This window comes from Streptomyces sp. NBC_00009 (assembly GCF_045040855.1).
Lineage (GTDB): Bacteria > Actinomycetota > Actinomycetes > Streptomycetales > Streptomycetaceae > Streptomyces > Streptomyces aureus.
On sequence record NZ_CP108312.1, the window covers coordinates 421,788 to 441,094 of the forward strand.

The 19,307-nt window shown below is 69.9% G+C and carries 7 protein-coding genes; all 7 read right to left on the reverse strand.

The window, feature by feature from the left end:
- Window positions 1-191: 191 nt before the first annotated feature.
- Complete coding sequence (locus OHA58_RS01990; RefSeq protein WP_405475672.1) at window positions 192-2,417, reverse strand: hypothetical protein; 2,226 nt, start codon at window positions 2,415-2,417, stop codon at window positions 192-194.
- Window positions 2,414-4,885 carry a glycoside hydrolase family 28 protein gene (locus tag OHA58_RS01995; protein ID WP_405475675.1) on the reverse strand — a complete coding sequence of 824 codons (2,472 nt, stop codon included), beginning with the start codon at window positions 4,883-4,885 and terminating at the stop codon, window positions 2,414-2,416. Before OHA58_RS01995 ends, OHA58_RS01990 begins: the two co-directional genes overlap by 4 nt.
- A 16-nt stretch (window positions 4,886-4,901) precedes the next feature.
- Window positions 4,902-7,997, reverse strand: coding sequence for an alpha-L-rhamnosidase N-terminal domain-containing protein (locus OHA58_RS02000; RefSeq protein ID WP_405475678.1), 3,096 nt, complete (start codon window positions 7,995-7,997; stop codon window positions 4,902-4,904).
- 839 nt (window positions 7,998-8,836) lie between these two features.
- Complete coding sequence (locus OHA58_RS02005; RefSeq protein ID WP_405475681.1) at window positions 8,837-12,094, reverse strand: family 78 glycoside hydrolase catalytic domain; 3,258 nt, start codon at window positions 12,092-12,094, stop codon at window positions 8,837-8,839.
- Window positions 12,095-12,146: 52 nt separating this feature from the next.
- Entirely contained in the window at window positions 12,147-14,711 is a 2,565-nt protein-coding gene (locus OHA58_RS02010; protein WP_405475684.1) for a beta-L-arabinofuranosidase domain-containing protein, read from the reverse strand.
- A gap of 246 nt (window positions 14,712-14,957) precedes the next feature.
- Window positions 14,958-16,829 (reverse strand): alpha-L-rhamnosidase C-terminal domain-containing protein, encoded by a 1,872-nt coding sequence (locus OHA58_RS02015; RefSeq protein ID WP_405475687.1) that lies wholly within the window; start codon window positions 16,827-16,829, stop codon window positions 14,958-14,960.
- Between the two features lie 405 nt (window positions 16,830-17,234).
- Entirely contained in the window at window positions 17,235-19,226 is a 1,992-nt protein-coding gene (locus tag OHA58_RS02020) for a galactosylceramidase (RefSeq protein ID WP_405475690.1), read from the reverse strand.
- Window positions 19,227-19,307 lie beyond the last annotated feature (81 nt).

The window sequence follows — 19,307 nt, forward strand, 5'->3', positions numbered from 1 at the left end:
CACCGCTCCAGAAACATCATTGCGGCAAGGTGGCTGAGCACCATGCAGACACCTCGGTGGCAACCGCCGCCGAGGTGCCGTCGGGGTCGGCCGCCCAGGCGTGGAGCTCGTCTCGGCGGCGAAGGCACCGCAGGCGACGCGTCCGGCCTGTCGCCGCTACGGACGTGGACGACGACCGGTTCTGGCGGCGGTCACAAGGCGGGCGTGAGTCCCTCCCAACAGACCGTCCAACCCTGGTCCGGGAATCCCGGGGCCAGGCCCCGCGGGCCGGGACGCCCCCGCTCGCCCGCGGGGCCGCCAGGAGAGTCGCGCCAGCCGGCGCACATCATCGCGACGGCGTAGAGCAGGCCTCCGGCGGCCGGGAAGTACGGGGACGGCACCCCGCTCTTCCCGCTGGCGGGCAGGCCGGTGCCGGTGAACCCGAACCGCTCATGGAGCAGGTACTCCACGGCCGAGTCCGGGTCGCCGAGGCGGGCGGCGTTCAGCGCCAGGAGCGGGAAGTCCCAGCTGTACAGGTCGGTGACCGGCCAGGTCTCGCGGACCTTTTGGGTCGTCGCCCGCATGGTCTCCACGTCGACTCCGTCACCGGGCAGCATCCCGAACGGCGCGACGGGATCGGGGTGGTTGGTGTTGTACTCGGTCCACATGTCGGGCACGCCCTCGTACAGCACATACACGCCGTCCTCGACGGGCAGCGGCGCCAGGCCGTCGAGGACCTCGTCCCAGTACGGCTCACGCGCCATGCCGAGGCGCTCGCGCCACTCCTGGGCGATGCGCAGACCGAAGCGCCAGTAGGACAGTTCGAAGGCCGGGTTCAGGGTCTGGGCGGGTGGGTTGCGTTCGTTGCAGCACATGATCGGCGGGCCGATGACATAGCGGCCGCTCTCCTCGCGGTGGGCGAACGAGGCGATGAACTCCGCACTCTCGTGGACGACTTCGCGCCACTTGAGCAGGGTGCTGCGTCCCGGGTGGGCCTGATGGTCGAGTTCCGCGAGGAAGAGAGGGTGGGGCTGCTGCCAGATCAGCAGACAGGTCGGGGTGCCGGGCGACTCGCGGCCGATCGCGTCGCCGTATGTCGTCGTCATCTTCGGCCAGCGGGCGCCGCGGAAGCCCTGGGACGTGGCGAGGCGTCGCGCCGTAGGCAGGAACCGCTCGTAGATGTCGGTGCCGCGGTCCAGGAGCGGCCAACGGTTCCAGAGCGCGTACTGGAAGGCGTGCCACCAGTACATCTCCATGTGGAACTTGCCGTACCAGCCGTTGTTGACGAGTCCTGACTCCTGGGCGGGGTCGTTGCCGGCGTCGTTCACGGCCAGGTGGTACTGGCTCAGGACGATGCGGCGCTCCAGCTCGCGCCAGCGCGGGTCCTCGCTCGCCGAGAGGTCGACCGCCCCGCCGGTCCGCCAGAACCGCGGCCACCAGGTCCCGCTCTGGCGCACCACCTCGCCGGCCCTCGGCACGGCGCCTCGCACCTCGGGCGCGAAGAGGGCGGCTACGTCCAACTGGTCACCTTCGCCTACGACTTCGTAGCGGTGCCGACCCGGATCACTGCGGCTGACGCGGGCGCCCGGAGACAGCGCCAGGCCGACCTCGTAGCGGGTGGCGTCCATGGTGTGGGTGACGACCGGTGTGCGGCCTCGGCGGTGCAGCACGGTGGTGTGCAGCTCGGGGCGGTCCCAGAGGCCGACGTACGGCGCCTCGAACTTGTTGCGTCCGGCCGCGGTGGCGTACGGGAAGTCCAGGAAGACCGAGAGGCGCCCGAGCCGGACGAGTGCGGACTCGATGCGTACGCCCATGGCGTCCTGGCCGGGGTGACAGGCGGTCTCGACGGTGACCCGGTGTCCTTCGAGGCGGAACGCGCTGCGCAGGACGCCCGTCCACGGGTCGAGTTCCTGCACGGTGTCCGTGAGGTCGGACTCGGCCGCCTCGGTCCCATCCGCCTTGAGCAGCCGCATGCCGATGCGGCCGAGGTTCGCCCGGTGGGGGTTCTCGCGCAGCCAGTTGTGGAGTTCGGGCTCGTTGTCGTCGTCCGTCCAGTAGGAGATGTCGCGGCCGTACGTGCCCCAGACGGTGCCCCGGTAGTCCGCGATCTCCTTGCCCGCCGGCAGGGCGTCTGCGTGCCAGCCCCAGTCGGAGAGGGTGTTGAACGGTACGAAGGTCTGCAGTCCGGTCACGTCGGCGCCGAAGGCGAACCGGCCGTTGCCGACCTGGACGGGCAGATCGAGGTCGCTGCTGTGCCGGACGACGCGGTGCCGGGACACCAGCGCGTGCCGGTCGATGCGGGTGCCGGTGCCGTCCGTACCGGGTTCGGCGGCCACCGCCGACTCCGCTTGCAGGACGCGGGACATCAGCGTCGCGGAGGTCAGGGCGACGACTCCCCCGACGAAGGCTCTGCGGGAGACTTGCGGCTGGTCGGTCATGAACCGTTCCTTCCTCGCTGGGTGGACACGGCCACCTGGTAGACGCTCGTGTTGATGTCGATGCCGTTGTCCGCCCAGAAGTTCACGGACACGTAGTGCCGGTCGCGGTACCAGCTCTGGTCGTCGTCCAGGGCGACGGGGTCGCTGAGAAAGGTGCCGTCGGCCCGGACGTGTACCGGGACGGGTGTGTCGTCGCGGTCGACGAGGATGCGCAGTGTGCCGGTGCGCGGGAAGTCGGGTGCCGTGGAGAGGTCCATCGCGCCGGCGATCCGGAACGTGCGCCCGGGAACCGGTGTGACGGTGTCGGGGCGGCCGGCATCGGCCGCGGTCAGGCCGGTCGCGTCACCGGTGTCCGGGACCGCCCGCGTCGCGTCGAGGAGGCGCAGCGGTGTGGTGTCGTAGCGGGTGGTGGCGCCGGTCTGCGGGTTGATGTAGGTGACGTTGTCGACGACGAGGTCCTTGATGTTCTTGTTGTCCGCGAAGCCCGCCGCGAGGGTGCTGGTCGAGTGGTAGACGGAGTCGCGGTAGCGGACGTTCTCCACCGGGGAGCGGGACGCGGCGCTGCGGAAGGAGAAGCTGGTCGTGGCGGGCGGCATGTCGGGGCCTGTGTCGACACGGTCCACATAGATGTTGCGGACCTGGGGGTCGAAGGCGTCCGCGTTCGGGAACGGCACGGTCTCGTTGTAGTTGCTGTCGAGTTCGACCAGGGACCGGACGGCGTACTGCAGCAGGCTGTCGCGCAGATAGATGCTCTCCACAGCGCCGCCGCGGGTGGAATTCGTCTTGATCTTCAGGGCCATGGCCATGCCGTGGCCGTCGAAGACGTTGTCGTGGATGAAGACGTCGCGGATTCCGCCCGACATCTCGCTTCCCATGGAGATGGCGGCGGAGTTCCCGGCCTCGTTGCGATAGTCGGAGTCGCGGATGATGATGCGTTCGCTCGGCGCCCGGTGCTCGCGCCCGTTGACGTTGCGGCCGGCCTTGACGGCGGCACCGTCGTCGCTGACGGTGACGTGGTTGTGCTCCATGACCACGTCGCGGCTCGACTCGGGGTCGATGCCGTCGTCGTTGTTCCAGCCCTTGACCTCGAAGTCCTTCGTCTTGTCGCTGTAGATGTCGAGGCCGCGGATCAGGACGTCGGCCGAGCTGAGGGGATGGACGATCCAGAACGGCGTGTTGCGAATCTTCACGTCCTCGATCAGTACGTTCGTCGATTCGTTGGGCTGGATGAAGGAGGGGCGGAACGTCGACTTCATGGCCTTGGCCCCGGCGGGCGGTGCGACGTGGCGGACCTGGCCGTCCTCGACGACGGGAATCGTCTTCGGCAGGTGGCCGTCGTCGCTGAAGAGGCGCTGTTCGACCGGGGTGTCCTCGAAGTTCATGCGGTTGAGAACACCGTTCTGCCCGTAGGAGCCGTCCGGGTCCTTGTCCTCCACCGAGAGCTCGCCCCAGTAACCCTTCTTCCAGGGGCGCCAGTTCCACATGTCCTCCTGGCCGTCGAGCGTCCCTCCGCCGCTCACCGCGATGTCGTGCTGGTGCAGGGCGTAGATGAGCGGCGAGTAGCTGTAGAGGTCGGTTCCTTCGTAGCTGGTGCGCACGACCGGGTAGAACTCGTTGGTCCTGTCCCGCATGAACTTCACGACGGCGCCGGTCTCGACGCGCAGGTTGACGCCGCTGAGCAGGTTGATGGCGCCTGAGTAGTAGGCCCCGTTCTCGTTCAGGGAGCCTCGCGGCGGGACGACGACGGTGCCGCCGCCCGCGTCGTGGCAGTCCTTGATCGCAGCGTTGACGGCGTCGCCGTAGAACCACACCCGCTGGGAGTCGTACACCAGGGGCGAGGTCTTGGCCGCGGGGTCACCGGCCTCGTTCCCGACGGCGTACCGCTCCGTGACCTGGCGGACCTGGGACCGGTAGGCGGGGTCGGTGATGTCGCAGCGGCGGTCGGGGAAGACCGGGACGTGGGCGTTGACGGTGGAGTCGATCCGCTCGTAGAGCGGCTGGTTCCAGTAGGCGCCGTCGCGCCCCGCGGCGCCCGGGTCGTGCACGGCCAGCGCGTAACTCCCCTCGGAGCGGCCGTCCTCGGCGCGGACCGTGAGCCGGTCACCCGCCACGACCGGACCGTCGCGCCGGACGGCACCGGACGCGTCGACGATCGCGCGGCTCTGGCGGGAGCGGTCGGATGCGGTCAGGCGGCCGAGTGTCTGGCGTACGGTCGCGCCGGGGCGCACGGTGACGGTGGACGTGCCGACGTTGTGGATCACGCGCGTGGAGTCGGGCTTCGCCACCACGACCGTGCCTGTGGACGCGACGGCGTGGGCGTGACGCCCTGAACTCACGGTCGCGGCAGCGGAGTTGCCGGCCGGCGCCAGGCCCGTAAGGGCCACGGCGGTGCACAGGCCGAGGACGGCCCGGGCCAGTGCTCGCGCGCCGCGCCGATGCTCTCTGTGCTGCCTTCTGTGCTGCTTCATGGCGAGGCCTCCGCGTTCAGTCGGTGGACCGGGCGTGGAACGACACGTGTCCGGACCCGACGCGGTAGACGGCCCGGCCGTCCTCGATGCCGACGTAGCGAACGACCTGGCCCGTGACGCGGTAGGCGCCGCCGGGAACCACCGGCAGGGCGACGGTCGCCGTCACGTTGACCGGGACGGTGACGTCGGTGTCCACGCCGTAGCGGTTCCTGCGCCAGTCCACGCCGACGGTGCCGCGCTCGGTCCACTGCGTGCCGGAGGCGTGGTCGAGGCCCTTGTCCGCCGGGGCGATACGGACCGTGGCGGCGCCCGGCGAGGTGACGGTCAGGCCGAGGACGCTCTCGATGACACCGTTGATCCCTGCTCCGCCCCACCCGTGGGAGAGGCTTTCGCTGCTGCTCTGGGACACCTGGGCACCGGTGCAGTCGGAGGTCTCGCAGCCGGGGGTCCACTGCTCCCACAGGAAGGTGCCGCCCTCGGCAAGCACCTGGGCCGGGCCGTCGTGGCGCGGGTCGGTGAGGAGATCCACCACGGTGTCCGGGCGGTCGGTGACGCGCAGGGCTTCGAGCAGCGTGCGCAGGGTCATCGGCCCCTGCTGCATGCCGAGTGCGGAGATGCGCTCGCCGAGTTCCGGGTATTCGGCGGCAGTTGCGGCCCCGTAGGCGACAGGGAAGGTCTGCGCGTGCTGGCCGGCGTGGTCGATGCGGCTGCCGGTGGCGGTCAGGCCGTCGGACCAGGCGCCGCTCCCGGGGTCGCGCAGCTGGGCGCGCATCGCGGCGGTCAGACGCTCCGCCCGGCCGTCGTACAGGGTGTGGGCGTCCGCGTCACCGAGGGCGTCGGCGGCCTCGGCCGTCGAGCGCAGCGCGCCCACACCGAGGGCGTTGACGACGGTGCGGTTGACGTTGCCGTCCGTGACGTAGCCGTAGCGCATGGGGGCGGGCCAGTCGATGATTCCGTACTTGTACGCGCCACTGCCGCCGGGCAGGTCGGCCACCAGACCGCGGCTGTCGACGGCGGACGATATGTAGTCGGAAATGTTCTTCATCACGGGCAGGGCCTGCGCCAGCAACTCCCGGTCGCCGGTGGTCCGGTAGTAGCGCAGCACCCACTCGGGGAACATCTCGGTGTAGTCGGGGATGTCCCGTTTGCCGTCGCCGTTGGGGTAGACGGCGTTCATGGCGCCGTTCTTCCAGTACCGCGCCTGGGAGTTCATGAAGGAGACGATCGCCTGCCGGGTCAGGCTCCGCTCCCCGGAGGCCGCCATGGTCGCGTACGACTCGTCGATGGCGTCGCCGAGGAACTGGCCCTTCTCCCGGGTCGGGGTGTCGAGGAAGACGTTCTGCGCCGACTGCAGCGCCGAGTGCTGCATGAGCGCGAAGACGTCATCGAGGGTGTCGTCGCTGCTGGAGAAGGTGGCCGGGTGGGCGGCGTCGGTGTACTGCACGACGGCCGTGATGTCGTCGGTGGTCAGCTTCTCGCCGGGGTCGCTGATCTGCAGATAGCGCCAGCCCCAGTACGTGAACGGCTGCGCGACCTGGGCGCCGTCCCGCTGGGTGTGGAAGAAGCGCATGTTGCTGCCCTGGGTGTCGAGGGCCGACGTGCCGGCGCGGGAGTTCTCCACCCAGCTCCCGGCGGCGTGGTCCTTGCCAAGCGCCCGGTCGAGGGTGGCGGTCTTCCCGTCCACCGCCGTCACAGTGCGGGTTTCCGGGTCGCCCGCGCCGTATCCGGTCGCGGGGGCGTCGACGGTGACACGGTCGCCGACGTGCAGGTTGCCCGTACTGGCGAGGGTCACCGTGGTGTCCCCGGCGCGTACGGCCGCTGTCAGCGTGGAGTTGCTGCGCCGGTAGCTGGTGGTGAAAGTCAACTGCCACCCTGCCACGCCGTGTTGGAAGCGCACCGAGGGAACGGCGGAGTTGACCTTGCCGAAGTCGGCGAAGACGGTGCCGTCCGGGAGGCGGAGCAGGGACTTCGGGTGGACCACCGTGCGGGTCAGGTGGGCGTTCGTCGCGGACAGGTGGGTGAAGGCACAGGGTGATGAACCGGACGCGTACGAGGAGCAGTCGGCCGGGTTCGGTCGCGGGTGCGGGCCGACCACCGTGGCGCCGGACCAACTGCCGTCGTCGTAACCGGCCTTGTCCCAGCCCGTCAACTCCGCCCGGGCGTCGTAGTACTCGACCCGGTCGCCCGCGTCCTTGTTCCGGAACGCCACGGTGTCGACGGTCTGCGGGTCGTAGCGGCGCACCTTCCAGGAGCCGTCGGACACCATCACGTCCCGGGTGCCGTCCTCGTGGTCGACCACGACCTTCACGAGCAGACCGTCGGGACCCTCCGGGCCGGCAGGACCATTGGCGCGCCCCTGGCACTTGCAGTTCCAGTAGTGCGTGACGACGCCGACCGGCAGCTCCTCTCCCGCCTCGACACCCTTGAGTTCCGCGACGTCGTAGAAGCCCTCGCCCGCGTACTCGTACGACGAGCCGCGCTGCACCGTGCGCCCGTTCGCCTGGACCTGCCAGTCCCCCACGGCGGCGGTGTAGACGCGGGCACCGGTCACCGGACTGCCCCCGGACACCCGCATCACCTTGCGGGCGGCGATCCACTGGTTGTCCGCGTCGTTGCCGGTGGCGGGCCTGCGGATCCACTGCGCGCCCGACCAGTCCGCGTCACCGAGGCCGGTGACGAACGTCGTGGGGCGCGCGTACGGCGACACCGCGCCCTCGCGGTCCCAGGTCCGCACCGTCCAGCGGTACTCCGTGCCCGGCGCGAGGCCGGGACCGGCGTAGGAAACCCAGGACTGCCGCGCGCCGGGCACCTTGCCGCTGTCCCAGACCGTGCGCCCCGCGCTGTCGCGCACGACCAGCTCGTACGCCGACTGCACCTCGTCGCTGTCGACGTCGCGCGGCAGCCAGCCGAACGGGGGTGCCCCGTCGACGGCCGACGGGTCGACCCGGTCACCGACCGTGAGACCGGCCGGCGCCTGGGGGCTGTGATCGGGCCCTGCGCGGTCCGCAACCGCGGGCGGGGCAAGGGCAAGCGTCAGCCCGAAGGCCGTCGCGACAACACCGGACCGAAGACTGGACCGGAACGGGAACGGGAACGGCCACTGAAGGCTCATGCACATGCTCCCAGGAAGGGATTTGAATGATTCAACCGGACACGACTGCTGCCACTTCCGCGAAAGACAGGAAGCGCAGTTGGAGCGATGTGAAGTGCAACAAGAGCGTCAACTCGGGAGTCACAGGCCTGGCTTGCCGAATTGAAACGTATCAATACCCTCTACCTCGGACCCTATGAAGGGGCCGAGGACAGTGTCAATGGGTGTGCACAGGAGTGGCAGAAGTACCGCCCGCACCGACTGCCTGGACTCCGGCAACGACACGAAGCTCAAATCTCTCTATTCCAGGGCGTAACACACGTGAGAGCCTTGGGAGTAGTTGCGGACGATGCGGGGTTGGCGCTGGCGGCGGTGGAGGAACCGGCTGGTTTCGGCAGCGAGTTCGGCCCGTTCTCAGACTCGGCTGTGCATCGGAAGGCTGCGCTCGAGGTATCAGCGCTGACCAGCCCGTCGGGGTCCAACTCGGGGCGTAGGACGGCAGGAGGTGCAGCTCGATCCGTGCGGCATGCCAGGCCGGCCAACCAGCACAGACGCCACCGATGCCGAAGGCAACTGCCGCCCGACGCGACACAGCAGGCGTCACCCGCCGTCAGCATCCAGAAACGCCGACTGCTGCGCACCCGCGTACTGTAGGCGGGGCCGAGCTGACGCCGCGCTCGGTAGCGTCAGCTGCCCAGCCTCTCGACCCGGGCGCAAGGGCCGAGTTCATCGTCTGCATGATGCACGAGCGTGCCGGGCTCAACCTCGCGGGAGGCGAGGGCGTACTCGAGCGTGGTGAGGACCAGGTCGGCGTCCGCGCGGGCGGAGGTCTCTCAGGACACCACCCGGCGGTGCCGGGATCAGTCCCCGGCCGGGGTGTAGACGGAGGCGAAGGACCAGTCACCGGAGCCGACCTCGTACACCGCCGTGCCGCCCTCGGTGCGCAGCATGCGGGCGCCCCGGTCGGCCCGGACGGCCCCTGAGGTGACCGGCACGTGGACCTCCGCCGTGGCCCCCGCCGGCACGGTCACCCGCAGGCGGTAGGCCGAGCCGTCGCGGTGCCAGGAGGTGGAGACCTTGCCGTACGGCGTGGTGTAGGAGCCGGATGCGGAGGCCAGGTCCCCCACGACGGCCGGCGCGACGAGCAGCTTCTGGTAGCCGGCCGCGCCGGGCGCCTGCTGGATCCCGGCGAGGCGGCTGGTGAACCACGAGTCGATCGCGCCGAGCATGAAGTGGTCCTGCGACTGGCCGGGGCCGCCGTCCCAGGACTCGCCGAGCGCCGTGTTGCCGTGCACCACCTGGTAGCCGTAGCTGGGGCTGGTGGTCTGCGTGGCGATCTTGTACACGATGTCGTCGTGGCCCGCCCCGGACAGCACCCGGAACGCCGCCGGCAGTGAGATCTCACCGAGGTTCAGGTGGTAGCCCGCGTCCCGGATGCTGCCGACGAGGTGGTCGAGGAGCCGCTGCCGCTGGTCGTCGGGGACCGCGCCCATGTCGAGGGCGAGGACCTCGGCGCCCTGGCCGCCACCGCCGAAGGTCCCCGTCGCCGTGTCGTAGTACTTCCGGGTGAGCGCCTTGGCGCTCGCGTCGGCCTCGCTGCGGTAGGACGCCGCGTCGGCGTCGTTACCGAGCACGCCGGCGATCCGGCTGAGTGCGTCCACCACCCGCCAGTAGCCGTAGGTGCCCGCGACCGCACGCGGGAAGGACTTGTCGGGGGTGAACCAGTCGCCGAGCCCGTAGTCGAGGACGCCGTCGGAGACCTGGGTCTTCAGGAACGCCACGTACCTCTTCATGGCCGGGTAGTAGGTGCGCAGCGTGTCGGCGTCGCCGTACGTGGTGTAGAGCTGCCAGGGCACGAGGACGAAGGCGCCGCCCCAGTTGGAGTCGTTGCGGTAAGCGCCCGGCAGGCTGGTGTACTCCGGCACGGTGCTCGGGACCAGGCCCTCGGTGGTCTGTGCGTCGGCCATGTCCCGCACGATCTTGCGCAGGTAGGCCTCCATGTCGTAGTTGGCGGCCAGGGCCGGGAAGACGAGCTGGTCCTGCTCCAGCCAGCCGAGCTTCTCCCGGCTCGGGCAGTCGGTGAGCACGCTCATCATGTTGTTCTTGATGGCGCTGCGGATGATCGAGTGGATGCCGTTGACCAGGTCGTCGGAGCTCTTGAAGTCACCCGCGGAAGCGTTGTCGGTGTGCAGTGCCTTTCCGCGCACGGAGATGGTGGCTCCGGCCGGGAGGCCCTTGATCTCCAGGTAGCGGAAGCCGTGGTAGGAGAACTGCGGGTGCCAGGTCTCGCTCTTTGCGCCGCGTGCGGTGTAGTTGTCCCACAGGGGGGCGCCCACGTTGCTGATGGACTGAAAGGCGTGGCCGTCCTTGAGGCTTTCCGCGGGGTAGACGCGTACGGTCGTCCCGGCCGGTGCGGCCAGTGTGATCTCAGGCCAGCCGGCGATGTTGCGGCCGAGGTCGAAGATGCGGCTGCCCGGGGCGGCGCCGGAGACCTCGGTGCCCTCAAGGTTCTCCTCGACGCGGATCGGCTCGGTCTCGCGGGCACTGAGCTGTGCCGGGTGGCCGGGCGTGCCGGGCCCGTCCACGGTGACCGCGGGCGACCAGGCCGAGCGGTCCTGATGCGGCTGGTTCCAGTCCGATATCTCGTGGCGGGCGTCGTAGTCCTCGCCGCCGTACCAGTTCGAGGACGTGGTCGGCCCCAGTACCGTACGCCAGTCCGCGCCACTGGCGATGTGCTTGACGGTGCCGTCGGCGAGGGTCACCTCCAGCTGGGCGATCAGCTTGGGGTCGCTGAGGTTCCCGTAGAGCTTGCGGTACCGGTCGGCGGTGCTGACCACGTTGGACATGCCGTTGCCGAGGGCGACGCCGATGGTGTTGTCGCCGTGCCGCAGCAGGTCGGTGACGTCGTACGTGGCGTACTGCACACGGTCCGCGAACGTGGTGTTCGCGGGCTCCAGCACGGCGTCGCCGACCGGCCGGCCGTTGACGTCGGCCGTGTAGATGCCCAGGCCGGCCACGTGGAGGCGGGCGCTGCGCACCTTCTTGCCAAGCGCGAAGTCCTTGGTGAACAGCGGGAGGCCGGAGGGCAGGTACGGCTTCGGAGGCTGCTGGCCCGTGACCTTCGCGGCCGGGGCGAACGGTCCGGTGGCCGCGTCCCCGGTGGAGAGGGTGTAGTCGACGGGGAAGTTCGGCACGCGGCCGTCGTCGGTGAGGACGTCGGAGCGCGGATAGAGCACGACCTGGTCGAAGGTCCGGGCGGACTTGAGGTCGAGGGTGAGGGTGATCGGCGAGGACGACACGTCGGCGCCGGAGTGGGCCTGGCTGGAGTACCCGGCCGCGGTCTGCAGGGCGCTGTTGGTCATCCCGTCGACGGCGAGACCGGGTTCCCAGGTCTTGCGCAGGGTGTTGGACTCCGAGGCGATGACGGCCGCGCCCTGGGCGAGGTCCGTGTCCGGCACGGCGGAGTCGCGCACCTCGATCTCCCCCAGCTGCAGCCGCCAGGACCGGTTCGGGAAGTCGTCGGCCAGCGGCAGGCCGAGCTTGGTGACGTCGAGCCGGACGTAGCGGGCGGTGGTCTTCGGCAGCCGGACGACGACCGGCTCCACCTTTCGGGTGCTCAGCTTCCAGTCGGGGTTGGTGATCCACTGCGCGGACCAGTCCTGCGGGTTCGTCAGTCCGGTCTCGAAGACGGCGGTGTCGCTCCAGCGGGACGGGGTGGTGTTCGACCACACCGTCACGCGCCAGTAGACACGGGCGCGCGATCCGAGCTTCTTGCCGGCGTAGGTCGTGCGCGGCGCGTCGGAGTCGACCCGGCCCGAGTCCCACAGGTCGGGACGGCCGCTGGTGAGCAGAGCGCGGCTGGTGGCCGCCTGGACGCGGTACGCCTGCTGGATGACGTCCGTGCCGCCGCCGCTGAGCTGCCAGCTCAGGTCAGGAGTGGTGTCGTCGATGCCGAGTGCCTGGCTCAGGTGCTGGGTGCGCAGCGTGACGGCGGTGACGCCGGCGGGTGCCGCCTGGGCGGTCACAGCCGGGGGCAGGATCGTGACCAGTGCGGTCAGGACGGAGGCGGTGACGAGGGCCGGGCGGCGCCGGACACGTCGGGGGAAGGCTGCGGACACGGGGTCTCCTGGATCGGGTGCGATGGACGGGGTGGGGTGTGGAGGCGCGGGATCAGGCGTCCGCGCGGAACAGCGCGGCGACGTCCGTGGCGGACAGCGCCCGGTTGTGGACACGGAAGCCGTCGATGGCGCCCTGCAGATACGGGTGCTTGGAGTTCTGCGAGCGGCCGAGGTAGTTGTGCGTGGTAGTGCCCAGCAGCAGCGGACTGCTCACCATCGCGTCGTTGCGCCCGGACTCCACGCCATCGACGTACAGCACGCCGGTGCCGCCGCCGACGGTCAGGGCGACATGCGTCCAACGGCCCTGCGGCAGGGCGTCGGAGGCGTCGATGAAGTCCTCGGCCTCCATACCCGCGATCTTCAGGGCAGCGCGGGCCTTCCCGGTGCCGGTGCGCACGGCGAGGAAGAGGTAGGTGTCCTTGTGGTAGCCGAGGTCGAACACCCGGGCGGAGTTGCTGAGCGAGTCGACACGCACCCAGGCGCTGACGGTCAGCTCCTCCAGACCGGTGAGCAGACCGGGCGGCAGGACCACGTGGCCGCCGGCGGCGCTGTCCAGGGCGACGGCGGCGCCGGTGCGGCCCGCCGTCCAGTCGGCGCCCGCGGCCAACTCTCCGTCTGGGAAGGAACGCAGGGAGTCCGCGGTGGTGCTTCCGTGGCCCTCGTCGAAGGCGTAGTGGGCGATCTCGCGCTCGCGGCCGGCCTCGGGCGAGACGGCCCAGTACACGTTGTAGTGCTGGTGCTGGATCCGGTGGAAGGGCAGCAGCGACACCGCGGCGCCATCAACGGTGGCGGTGAAGGCCGTCGAAGACCGCGGCAGCCGAACCACTGAGACGGGATCGACGTGAGGGATGGTCGGGGACACGGTGCTGCCGTACGCGCCTGCCAGGACCACCGGGCCGTGGGACAGGGAGCGCACCTGCGGGTTGTCCGGCGCCGGACGCCAGACCGGCTCCATCGGCAGCGTCACCTCGACCACGTCTCCGGAGCGCCAGTTCCTGGTCAGCGCAAGGTACGTACCCGGTTCGGAGTGGGCGCCGGCCGGGCGCCCGTTGACCCGGACCCGGGCGTGAGAGCGATGGTCGGCCAGCCAGCCGGGGATTCGTACCTTCAGGGTGAACCGGCCGCCTCCGGAGGTGACCGTGAGCCTGGTGGTGTCCGCGTCGGGGTAGCGGGTCTCCTGGCGCAGCGTCACCCCTCGCTCGGCCCATGTCACCTGGGACGGGATGAACAGGTTGACCCACAGTGCGTCCGCGGAGCGGAAGTAGATGCTGTCGGCGAACTTGGTGTGGGTCTCCATGCCCGTGCCGTGATCGCAGGAGAAGTTGTCGTAGTCGCTGCTGTAACTGCCGGGCGCGGTCCCGAGCCCGCCCTTGACCTGGCGCTGCGAGCCCGCCCACAGACCCGTGTAGTACGTCACGAAGCCGTGCTCGGAGTCGGGGTCCTGCTCGCCGAGCATCTGGTTGTACAGGGTCCACTCGTAGTGGTCCATGTACGCGGCATTGCCCGGGTCGTGAAGGAAGAGCTGCCGGCCCAGCTTGAGCATGTTGTAGGAGTTGCAGTTCTCGCAGCTCACCTCGGAGAGCCGGCTGACGATCTCGCCGGGTGGACCGAAGAACTCCTGATTGGAGTTGCCGCCGATGGCGTACGAGTGGTGATGTACGACCGTGTCCCAGAAGTAGGCGGCGATGTCGCGGTAGCGCTGCTCACCGGTGGCCTCGTACTCGCGCGCGGCGCCGACGATCTTGGCGATCTCGGTGTTGGCGTGGCGGCCGTCCAGTTCGTCGCGGCCCGCGGCCAGCGGCCCGTACAGGTCCTCGTGGTCGAACCGACGGGCGGTGCGCAGATGCGCCGGGTCGCCGGTGACCAGGTACAGGTTCGACAGGACCTCGTTCATGCCGCCGAACTCCACCCGGAGGACCAGCGTCTGCATCTGGTCCACCGTCAGACGCGAGGTGCGGATCTCCACCCAGGCGGCCATCGAACGCACCACGTCCAGGGCCTGGTCGTTGCCGCTCAGCAGATACTGATCGAGCAGACCGGCCATGATCTTGTGGATCGTGTAGTACGGAGCCCAGGGTCGGCCGCCGGCCTCCAGCTGGTCGAAGACCTGCTCGGGGAAGGCGGAGAGGTAGCCAGGCGTGTAGCGGGCGGCGGCCTGGCAGGCCGCGAGGGCGTCGACGATGACCCGCCCCTTGGCGGCGTAGGCGTCGTCCCCGGTGTTGGCGTGGGCCTGGGCCAGCCCGGAGAGCAGATGGCCGGTGCTGTGACCGCGCAGTTGGACCGCCGGGTCCTCCCACCCGCCGCAGGGTTCGGCGGACGACGGCAGGCCGGCGTTGAGACGGAAGGTGTGCAGCAGCCGGTCCGGATCGACGAACAGCAGATACGCGCAGGTGCGCCGCATGTTCTCGCGGAAGGGGCTGTTCAGGAGCGCGATGGATGACAGGGGGAGCGGGGTGAGCCGCGGCGGGACCGTGCCGGCGGGGACCGGGCGGCCCCGGTCGGCGGGGCGGGCCGTGGCCCAGGCGGGGGCGCCGAGGCTCAGCGCGATGGCGGCGGCTCCGGCGGCGGCGATGAAGTGGCGGCGGTTGGGGCGTGCCTGATGGTGCGATGCGTTCATGACGGCAGGGCTCCTGGTGGATGCGGGGAATCCGCCGAGCGAGGGGCGCGGGGTGTGGCTCGGCGGCGGCAGGCGCGAACGGCCGCGCGGTGGCCGGCCGCGGTGGCCCGATCGCCGCGATCCGGTCGGCGACGTGCAGCGGACAGCCGCGGCGCGCTCTGTGCGACGGGGAGTGGAGCGCGGGCTGCCCGGAAGGCCGCGCACGCCTCACGCGGGCCGGCGAGAGGCGTGCGCGGCGTGATCGTCTCAGCTGTCGTGCTGGTGGCTGTCGATCACGTGGTGTCCGGAGAGCGCTTCCAGGTAGACGTACTCGCCGTCGGTGTGCGCGTCGTAGGCCTTGGCCGTCCTGCCGTTCCAGGCCAACTTGCCGTCGACGAAGACCGAGATGTGCTTTCCGAAGGTGGGCACCGCGACTCGCCCCTCACTGTCCTTGGGGGCGGTGAGCTCCGCGTGGTACTTCCCCTCCTTCCGGTTGACGCGCCACGAGGCGTCGACCGGGCCCAGCGTGGTGGTGATCCGCCCCTGGGCGAAGGTGAGGTCGGCGGTGTGCGGGACAAAGTCGAAGGCGCGGCCGCCCGCGCTGGTCGGCTGGAGTCCCAGCACGGAGAACGTGAGCGCGGTGGTCGGCCCGGTCGCCCAGGCGTGGGCGAGGCTGACGTAGGTGCTGCAGATGCAGCCGTCCGGACGCGACGACTCCCAGAACGTGCTCCTGGTGCCGAGCGGGTCGCCGAGCATGGCGCCCCACTGCCGCCGGATCAGATCGACTCCCGCCTGGTCGGCGGCCGTTCCGCCCGCGGCAAAGTGGGCGTTGACCTCCATGGACCCGGCGAAGACGCCCAGGTTCCCCTTGTTCTCCGGGGAGGTCGACCCGCGGTCGTTCCAGTTGGTCGTGAGGTACGAGCTGATGCGGCGTGCCTTGCTCCGGTCGGCCAGGCCGTACCACACCGCGAGCGCGTTGCCGTCCTGGGCGTAGACGTTCGAGTCGGGGTAGAACCGGTACGCCCCCTTCTTCTCGTCCCACAGACGGCTGTCGATCGCGGTGCGCAGCGCCGCCGCCCGGTGCGCGAAGGACTGGGCGAGCGTGGTGTCGCCCTCGACCTTCGCCAGCTGCGAGCCGGTCGTGAGCACGCGCCACATCAGGACGTTGGCGATCAGGTTCTCGCCCTTCGGCAGGCTCCGCACCGAGTCGGCGGTCTCGGTGATCGACAGCAACCCCTGGTCGTCCGTCTTCGCGCCGATGTAGTCGACGCCCCGCTTGTACTGGTCCCAGATGCCGTCGACCCACTTCCGGTCGCCGGTGTACTGGTAGTAGTCCCAGGACGCCGCCAGGGTCCACATGTGGTACGTGTCGGACCCGTACTTGTTCATCATGGGCCCGGAGTACGGCAGTTCGCCCGTGATCTTCTGGTGCTGGTAGAGCGTCGTGAGGGCGTTGCGGGCCGACTCGGTGTCGTCGAAGGCCGCGTAGGCGGAGGGGATCTCGACCCCGAGGTCACCCGGCCAGACCGTGCGGTCCCGCTTCGCGCCGTCCACCAGGATGGTGTCGCCCACGCCCACGTCGCCGGTGTTGTCCCATGTCTGGGCGGGAGCCTCCCAGACCCGTCCGGTCTTCGGGGCGATGGTGTTGAGCTGGATCGTGTAGGCCCCGGCGTACCAGATCCTGTTGAGCAGGTCGTCGCTGGAGTAGAAGTAGTTCGCGTAGGCGCGCGGGACCTGCATCTTCGGTGCGGCCGTGAAGTGCGCGGTGATGCCGTCGAGATCGGCACTGCCGGCGGAGTCCATGAAGACGGTCAGGTACCGGAACCCACCGCGCAGGTTCTTCGCCGGCATGGTGTAAGTGGTCGCCCCGTCGACGTCGGCGTAGAGCGCTCCGTCCCGGCTTCGCGGACCACCGGTGGAGGCGTCGCTTGTGGTGCCCACGTACTGCGAGGACTCGTTGAACGCGAGACCCACGCGTTGCGGGCCGTCTGAAGCCGCGAAGTGGAGCGTGACCAGACCGCTGACGTCCTTGCCGAAGTCGAAGGTGACGGCGGATCCGGTGCCGCTCAGTCGGGTGGACTTGCCCGAGAGCACTCCGGAGGCGTCCGTCACCGAACCCACGGTGCTGTGGATCGCCACGGGCTTCAGTGTCCGGGACTGCGGTGAGTAGTTGTAGGCATCCCAGGGATGCCCGGCGGCTGAAGGCAGGGCCCCGGAGAAAGCGGCGCCGGGGGCGGTGGCCCCATCCGCCGCCTGTGGTGCGAGCAGGGCCATCGCCACAAGCGCTGCCGAGGTCGCGGTGGTGAGGGCGGTCCGGTGTCTTCTCTTCCAAGTGGTCATACATGCCTCGCAAAGCTGGATGAACGCGGAGAACGAGTGGGTGGAACGGGCGCGGCGGCCCGAGGCGGGCCGCTCCGACGCCATGAGCGGTCGGCAGGCACCAGGCAGCGCCCACCTCCGCATACCTGACTGCGGGTGCCGCCCAGGTGTGGCGTTACCCCTTGGTGTCTCACCGCGGGATGCGGACCGGCGTGCGGTTCCGGCCTATCGGTTCGGCTCCGGTGCGACCGCCACGTCGTCGAACTGGGAGGACTGGTAGGAGTCGAGCCCCAGACCGGCCTGGCCGTGGTCGTACGTGGTGTCGGTGACCTCGGCGACCGGGGTGCCGTCGATAGTCGCGGTGATCCGCTCCCCGGAGAAGTCGAGTGCGAGCCGGTGCCAGGTGTCCGCGCCGGCGGTCGGCAGGCCGCCCTGGGCCAGGGTCCGCTTGGTCTTGTCCGGCATGACGGCCTCCAGAGCCCAGGAGCCGGTGTCCGACAGCTTCAGGTGGTAGCCCTCCCACACGTTGGAGTGGTCGGGCCCGACCGAGTTGAGCTGGTTCACCACCCGGCCGAGCAGCGATGCCGTGCCGGACCGGTGGATCATCACCTTGGCGGACACGGTGTAGTCGGTCCACTGGCTGTCCCCGACGAGGGTGAGCGGGCTGGGGACCTTCGACCACCTGATGGGCTGGGTCGTGATGGCCTGCTGCAGACAACCACCGGTGCCCCCGCTGCCGGGGGCGGCCTGCGGTGCGGCGGAGCAGGGCGCCACCTGGAACGCGCCCTCCATGTCGGAGAGGTATCGGGGTGTGGCACCGTCGCGGTATCCGTCGAAGGTGTCGCGGTAGGGCAGCGGCATCGTCTTCGACGCAGGCGCCGTCTTCGCGGCCCGGCCCTTCCCGCCGGGCATCGTGGTGAGCGTCGTGACAGTGCCGGGCTGCAGGGTGACGGTGTTACTGCCCCGGGCGTCCGGGGACACGTCGGCGCCGCGGACGAACCAGTCCGCCGGGTCGGTGGATCGCAGTGTGGTCGACCATCGGTGCAGCGCGCCGCGGGGAAGGTGCCCGGCCGGTGTGACCGCGACGGTCTGCGGGGCCGTCGCAGCGGTCGTCTCGAACACCGTCGTGTAGGCCGGCGGCTTGCCCGGCGACTGCAGCGTCACGTAGGTGCCGCCGCCGTCGAGGTAGCCGCTGGCCGAGTCGACGTAGCGCCAGCCGGGACGCGTGAACTGCGCGGTCTGGGCCATGGTCCACAGCGTCGGGCCGAGTTCGTAGTGGCCGCTCCATGGTTCGTTGGCGCGCAGCAGGCCGCTGCCCTGCATCTGGACGGTGGGGTACCAGGCGTACGCGGCGGGCCAGTTGATGAACCCCGTGATGCGGGAATCGACGTACTCGTGGTTCATCTCCGCGGCGAGCCGGGGCGCTCCGGTGAGGTAGTTGTTCCAGCCCGATTCGCTGGCGAACAGCGGCTTGTCCAGACCGAGGGCGTCCGATGAGCTCGAGCAGTGGATCTCCGAGCAGGGGTAGTGGATGCCGACGACATCCACGGCCTTGGCGAAGGCCGGGTCGTTCTTCATGTCGGTGGCCACCTTCCAGCCCGCGTTGTCGGCGGCGACCACCTTGACGTCGGGGTAGCCGTTCTTCACGAGCGCGGCCTTCAGCTTCCCGTACCAGGCTGCGTCCCAGCCCTTCTCGTTCCAGCCGCCGAGATAGTTGACGTCCAGGTGGTGCTCCTTCGCGCAGCCCAGCCACTGCATCAGGTAGTTGATGTTGTCCGTCGACCAGAATCCACCGTCGAACCACCCGGGCGCGCCCCACTCGAGTCCGTAGAACTGGATCTGCGGGTTGCGTTTCTTCGCCTGGTCCATCAGCCACCACTCGTACCCGCGCCCGCAGTTGACGTCGGTCGGCGTGCGCATGTGGCTGGGTTCGGCTCCGTTGCTGGAGTTGGTGTCGGAGCCGATCTCCACCTTCAGAATCTGCAGCGAGGCACCGTATCCGGGTTTGAAGAGGTAGTCGAGGATCTGGTCGCGCTGCCGCTTCGGGTAGTCGACGAGCAGCCGGGATGTGCCGCCGCCCCCGCTGATAGCCCCGATTCCGTCGAAGACCCGTCCTGTGCCGCGGCTGTCGACGCTGATCGACTGGACCGTGCCGGTGCCGGCCCTGGCCGTGGGTGTGACGAGCGCCGCCACGCAGGCGATGAGCAGGGCGCCCACCGCCCATAGGGAACGGCAGGCCGGCCGCCACCATCGGCCGGAAGACGGTGTTCTGGTGCTGGACATGGGACCTCTCTTCTC

What these genes read in the sequence shown, in the direction of transcription:
- OHA58_RS01990 (WP_405475672.1), bottom strand. Translation starts at nt 2,417, where the DNA reads ATGACCGACCAGCCGCAAGTCTCCCGCAGAGCCTTCGTCGGGGGAGTC.
- OHA58_RS01995 (WP_405475675.1), bottom strand. Translation starts at nt 4,885, where the DNA reads ATGAAGCAGCACAGAAGGCAGCACAGAGAGCATCGGCGCGGCGCGCGA.
- OHA58_RS02000 (WP_405475678.1), bottom strand. Translation starts at nt 7,997, where the DNA reads ATGAGCCTTCAGTGGCCGTTCCCGTTCCCGTTCCGGTCCAGTCTTCGG.
- OHA58_RS02010 (WP_405475684.1), bottom strand. Translation starts at nt 14,711, where the DNA reads ATGAACGCATCGCACCATCAGGCACGCCCCAACCGCCGCCACTTCATC.